Annotated in this window: 1 protein-coding gene; it reads right to left on the reverse strand. The window is 68.1% G+C overall.

Features of this window, described 5'->3' with window-relative positions; all coding sequences use genetic code 11:
• Positions 1-24: 24 nt before the first annotated feature.
• On the reverse strand, positions 25-231 hold the full coding sequence (locus FS767_RS22670) for an exodeoxyribonuclease VII small subunit (protein ID WP_144968312.1): 207 nt from the start codon (positions 229-231) through the stop codon (positions 25-27).
• Between the last annotated feature and the right edge of the window lies 1 nt (position 232).

Below are 232 nucleotides of genomic sequence, written 5' to 3' on the forward strand. Positions count from 1 at the left end.
GGCAGCGTTGCTGGTAGGCCTCGATCATGCGTCGTCCCCAACCGGGGCGAAGGGCGCGGCGCTGAGTTCGCCGTCCTTTTCCAGCAGGATCTGCACCTTCTGCTCGGCCTGGGCCAGGGCGCCCTGGCATTCGCGGGTCAGGCGGATGCCCTGTTCGAAGGCGCCGAGGGAGTCCTCCAGGGACAGCTCGCCACTTTCCAGGCGTTCCACCAGGGTCTGCAACTCGGCCAGG

The sequence above is a fragment of the Pseudomonas sp. DE0010 genome, assembly GCF_007680745.1.
GTDB lineage: Bacteria > Pseudomonadota > Gammaproteobacteria > Pseudomonadales > Pseudomonadaceae > Aquipseudomonas > Aquipseudomonas parafulva_B.